Here is a 4891-nt window from a genome sequence, read left to right as displayed (position 1 = left end):
TCGTTGTCCGGCGGCAGGGCCAACCACGCGGGCAGCGGCGACGACGACGTCCTGCGCGCCGTGATCGCCGAGAAGGCCCTGCCGCCGGACAACGAGGCGAACACGGACGGCAACAGGCATTTCTACGGCTTCGAGTGCGAGAACCTGGGCGACGGCAAGGATCCCTGGCCCGCCGTCCAGGTGGAGGCGATGGAGGCCGCGGCGGCTGCCGTCTGCCGCGTCCACAACTGGAACGGGCCCTCGGTCATCGGCCACCTGGAGTGGCAGCCGGGCAAGATCGATCCCCGCGGCGTCTCCATGGCCGGTCTGCGCAGACGTGTCGACGAGCGGCTGAGCTAGATCACCTGCTGAGGAATCCCGCCCCGCGCGCGCCGGCGCGACAATGAACGGGTGACTCCGGAAGCGCTCGACCTCGCCGCCCTGCGGCCACGGCTGCCGTCCCCCCTGCGGGCGGTCGAGGACGAGCGCTTCACCCGTCGCGGCGTACGGCTGCTGCTGAAGCGGGACGATCTGATCCACCCCGCGCTGCCGGGCAACAAATGGCGCAAGCTCGAACCGAACCTGCGCGCCGCCGCCGACGGCGGCCGTAGCGCCCTGCTGACCTTCGGCGGCGCGTACTCCAACCATCTGCGCGCCACCGCCGCCGCCGGCCGGCTGCTGGGCTTCGCGACGGCCGGCGTCGTACGGGGCGACGAGCTGGCTCGCCGCCCGCTCAACGCGTCACTCGCCCGCTGCGTGGCCGACGGGATGCGGCTGCACTTCGTCGACCGGGCCACCTACCGCCGCAAGACGGAGCCCTCCGTACTGAGGGCGCTGCTGACCGCCGCCGCCGACCGGCTCGCCGTGCCCCCCGAGGGGGTGTACGTGATCCCCGAGGGCGGCAGCAACTCCCGTGCCGCGCGGGGCTGTACGGCCCTCGGGCGGGAGCTGGGCGGCGCGGCGGACGTGGTGGGGGTCGCCTGCGGCACCGGCGGCACCCTCGCGGGCCTGGCCGCCGGGCTCGCCCCCGGCCGGCGCGCTGTCGGCTTCCCCGTACTGAAGGGCGGCTTCCTGGCCGGGGAGGTCCGGGCGCTTCAACTGGCGGCCTTCGGCGGGCCGCGGGGCGACTGGTGGCTCGACGAGCGCTTCCACGGCGGCGGTTACGCCCGTACGACGCCCGCGCTGGACGCCTTCGCGGCGGACTTCGAGGACCGGCACGGGCTGCCCGTCGAGCGTCTCTACGTGGCCAAGACGCTGCACGGGCTGACCACCCTGGCCGAGGAGGGCGCCTTCCCGCCGGGCAGCACGGTCGCCGCCGTGATCACCGGCGCTCCCGCGCCGGACGAGGGGCGTCAGTCGGAGTCCTCCCGGTAGGCCGCCGCCTCCTCCAGGTCCAGCCGGCGCAGCAGCGTCCGCAGCATCTCGTCGTCGATCCGCCGCTCGTCGCGCAGTGTCACGAAGACCTCGCGTTCGGCCCCGATCATCTCCCTGGACAGCCGTTGGTAGGTGTGGTCGGCGGATTCCCCGGTCAACTCGTTGACCGTGCCGAGCCGTTCCCACACGGAGTTGCGCCGCCGCTCCAGCACGGTCCGCAGCCGGTCGGCCAGCGGCTCCGCCAGGGCGTTGCGGTCGTCGGCGAGCAGTTCGTCCAGCCGCTGCTCCGCCGCCACCGACGCCCGGCTCTGGGCCTGCGCCTCGGCCAGCGTCTCGGCGTACTGGTCGCGTCCCGGCAGTTTCAGCAGTCTGATCAGGGTGGGCAGGGTCAGGCCCTGGACGACGAGGGTGCCGATGACGGTCGTGAACGTCAGGAAGAGGACGAGGTTGCGGGCCGGGAAGGCGTCGCCGTCGTGCAGGGTCAGCGGGATGGAGAAGGCGATGGCCAGCGACACGACGCCGCGCATGCCCGCCCAGCCGACGATGAGCGGCGCCTTCCAGGTCGTGTCCGGTTCCCGTTCCCTGATCCGTTTCGACAGCGCGCGCGGTACGAAGGTGGCCGGAAAGACCCAGAGGTAGCGGACCGCGACGACGGTCACGAACACCCCGACGGCGTAACCGGCCACTTCCATCGCGCCGTAGGAACCGAGCCCCTTCAGTACATAGGGCATCTGGAGCCCGATGAGCGCGAAGACGACGGACTCCAGGATGAAGGAGACCATCTTCCACACGGCGGCCTCCTGGAGCCGGGTCGCGAAATCGACCTGCCAGGACCGGTGTCCGAGGTAGAGCCCGACCACGACGACGGCCAGCACACCCGACGCGCCAACCTGTTCGGCCGCCGCGTAGGCGACGAAGGGGATGAGCAGCGAGAGGGTGTTCTGGAGCAGCGCCTCCCTCAAGTGCGTACGGAGCCAGTGGATCGGCACCATCAGTACGAGGCCGATACCGATGCCTCCCAAGGAGGCCAGCGCGAACTCGCCGATCCCGCCGGCCCAGCTCGCGCCTTCGCCGACGGCCGCCGCGAGGGCCACCTTGAACGCGGTGATCGCGGTCGCGTCGTTCACCAGCGACTCACCCTGGAGGATGGTCGTCATACGGCTCGGCAGCCCGAGCTTGCGGGCGATCGCGGTGGCGGCCACCGCGTCCGGCGGCGCGATGACGGCGCCGAGGACCAGCGCGGCGGTCAGCGGCAGGCCGGGGATGAACAGGTACGCGAGATAGCCGACGACGACCGTGGCGAAGAGGACATAGCCCACGGAGAGCAGACCGATGGGGCGCGCGTTGGCCCGCAGGTCCAGATAGGAGCTCTCCACGGCGGCCATGTGCAGCAGGGGCGGCAGCAGCAGCGGCAGGACGACGTGCGGGTCGAGCACGTAGCTGGGCACGCCCGGCACGTACGCGGCGACGATTCCCGCCGTGACAAGGAGCAGCGGGGCCGGGACGGGCGTCCTTCTGGCCGCCGCCGCGATCACCGCGCTCCCCGCCACCAGGGCGATCAGCTGCAACGGGTCCATGCCACGGTCCTCCCCTAGCGTCGTAATCTGGCCATCATGAGCGAGTGCCAGCACGTTGCCGACCTCCCACGCCCCGAACCCGCCCCGCTGAGCGGGGCCTGCCTGGAGTGTGAGGCGGCGGGCAGCCATCCCGTACAGCTACGGCTCTGTCTGGTCTGCGGTCATGTGGGGTGCTGCGACTCGTCACCGCACCGGCACGCCTCGCAGCATTTCAGGGATACCGGCCACCCCGTGATGCGTAGCTTCGAGCCGGGTGAGACGTGGCGTTGGTGCTTTGTCGACGGTTCGATCGTCTGAGCCCTGGGTACGTCAACCATCCGCCCGTTCTTCGTAATTGGTTGCCGCACACCTCTAGCCACTGTCCGTGCACATATGCCTACTATGAGTAACTGACAGCCCGGCTCTGGCCCGGGGGTCCCTGCGACACGGGACCATGGATCGCGATAGCGTCGCCAGTCCAGACCGGCTGCGTACCGACTACGTACCGCAAGGCTTCGGGGGATTCCCTTCCCGGAGCCCTGAGAAGCTTGTGCCACCTTGGAGGTGAGGGTGTCCCAGATCGCAGGCGAGCCCGGGACCCAGGACTTCGTGGAAGTCCGGCTGCCCGCTGCGGGTGCCTACCTGTCCGTGCTCCGTACGGCTACGGCCGGACTGGCAGCGCGCTTGGACTTCACCCTCGACGAGATCGAGGACCTGCGCATCGCGGTCGACGAGGCCTGCGCGATCCTGCTGCAACAGGCCGTACCGGGTTCCGTCCTCAGCTGTGTGTTCCGGCTCATCGACGACTCGCTCGAAGTGACCGTCTCGGCGCCCACGACCGACGGGCGCGCGCCGGAGCGTGACACGTTCGCGTGGACGGTGCTCTCGGCGCTCGCGGGCAAGGTCGACGCGACGGTGGCCGACGACCGTACGGTCGCCATCAGCCTCTACAAACAGCGCGGCGCGGGACCCGGGCCGGCGTGAGGAACGGGGACGGTCCGGTGCGTGACGAGGAGCGGGTCCCCCAAGATCCGCGCGAGGGGCATGAGGTTCCGGTGGATCCGGCGCTCGTGCCGTCGGGCATTCCGGAACAGCAGGCCCGGCCCCATCCGGTGGACGGGCTTGACGGCCAGACGGGCGCGGAGCAGGAGCGGGCAGAGCGGGCGGCCACGATGAGCGAGCACAGGCAACACGATCCACATGACCGCAGCGGGGCGCGGGCGATGTTCATCGAGCTGCGCAAGCTGCCCGAGGACTCTCCCGAACGGGCGCTGCTGCGCAATCAGCTGGTGCGGATGCATCTGCCGCTCGTGGAGCATCTGGCCCGCCGGTTCCGCAATCGCGGTGAGCCGCTGGACGATCTGACGCAGGTCGCGACGATCGGCCTGATCAAGTCGGTGGACCGGTTCGATCCGGAGCGGGGTGTCGAGTTCTCGACGTACGCCACTCCGACGGTCGTCGGCGAGATCAAGCGGCACTTCCGGGACAAGGGCTGGGCGGTGCGGGTGCCACGCCGTCTTCAGGAGCTGCGGCTCTCGTTGACGACGGCGACCGCCGAACTCTCCCAGCAGCACGGCCGCTCGCCGACGGTGCACGAGTTGGCGGAGCGCCTCGGCATCTCCGAGGAGGAGGTCCTCGAAGGGCTGGAGTCGGCCAACGCGTACAGCACGCTGTCGCTGGACGTGCCGGACACGGACGACGAGTCCCCGGCGGTGGCGGACACGCTCGGCTCGGAGGACGAGGCGCTGGAGAGCGTCGAGTACCGCGAATCGCTGAAGCCTCTGCTGGAGGATCTGCCGCCGCGCGAGAAGCGGATCCTGCTGCTGCGTTTCTTCGGCAACATGACGCAGTCGCAGATCGCGCAGGAGGTCGGCATCTCGCAGATGCATGTCTCGCGGCTGCTGGCGCGGACGCTGGCGCAGCTGCGCGAGAAGCTGCTCGTGGAGGAGTGAGACGACCTTCACACGTCGCAGGGGCCGCAC

6 protein-coding genes are annotated in these 4891 nt (G+C 70.6%); 5 read left to right on the top strand and 1 reads right to left on the bottom strand.

The window, feature by feature from the left end:
- Positions 1–339 (top strand): peptidoglycan recognition protein family protein (locus BHU15_RS27160; protein ID WP_141726893.1); only part of this gene is annotated, 339 nt, incomplete at its 5' end.
- Positions 340–390: 51 nt separating this feature from the next.
- Entirely contained in the window at positions 391–1353 is a 963-nt protein-coding gene (locus BHU15_RS27155) for a 1-aminocyclopropane-1-carboxylate deaminase/D-cysteine desulfhydrase (protein WP_069629593.1), read from the top strand.
- Here the strand turns inward: BHU15_RS27155 and BHU15_RS27150 are convergent.
- Complete coding sequence (locus BHU15_RS27150; RefSeq protein ID WP_069629592.1) at positions 1332–2930, bottom strand: Na+/H+ antiporter; 1599 nt, start codon at positions 2928–2930, stop codon at positions 1332–1334. The two genes, BHU15_RS27155 and BHU15_RS27150, sit on opposite strands and share 22 nt — an antisense overlap.
- 36 nt (positions 2931–2966) lie before the next feature.
- Between BHU15_RS27150 and BHU15_RS38660 the strand changes: the two genes are divergently transcribed.
- From BHU15_RS38660 to BHU15_RS27140, 3 genes are all read left to right on the top strand, one after another.
- Complete coding sequence (locus tag BHU15_RS38660) at positions 2967–3227, top strand: UBP-type zinc finger domain-containing protein (RefSeq protein WP_078494184.1); 261 nt, start codon at positions 2967–2969, stop codon at positions 3225–3227.
- 252 nt (positions 3228–3479) lie between these two features.
- The gene (locus tag BHU15_RS27145) at positions 3480–3893 is read left to right on the top strand and encodes an ATP-binding protein (RefSeq protein ID WP_023538758.1); all 414 of its coding nucleotides are present in this window, start codon (positions 3480–3482) and stop codon (positions 3891–3893) included.
- A complete protein-coding gene (locus BHU15_RS27140; RefSeq protein ID WP_376201574.1) occupies positions 3782–4861 on the top strand; it encodes an RNA polymerase sigma factor SigF in 1080 nt (359 codons plus the stop codon). Before BHU15_RS27145 ends, BHU15_RS27140 begins: the two co-directional genes overlap by 112 nt.
- Positions 4862–4891: the final 30 nt, after the last annotated feature.

Origin of the sequence: Streptomyces niveus (assembly GCF_001723055.1) — a bacterium.
Classification (GTDB): Bacteria; Actinomycetota; Actinomycetes; order Streptomycetales; family Streptomycetaceae; genus Streptomyces; species Streptomyces niveus.
The sequence above is the reverse complement of the archived record's forward strand: the minus strand, read 5'-3'. Positions and strand labels throughout refer to the sequence as shown.

Excerpts from the sequence above, each read along its gene's own strand:
- BHU15_RS27150 (WP_069629592.1), bottom strand. The coding sequence starts at position 2,930 with ATGGACCCGTTGCAGCTGATCGCCCTGGTGGCGGGGAGCGCGGTGATC.
- BHU15_RS38660 (WP_078494184.1), top strand. The coding sequence starts at position 2,967 with ATGAGCGAGTGCCAGCACGTTGCCGACCTCCCACGCCCCGAACCCGCC.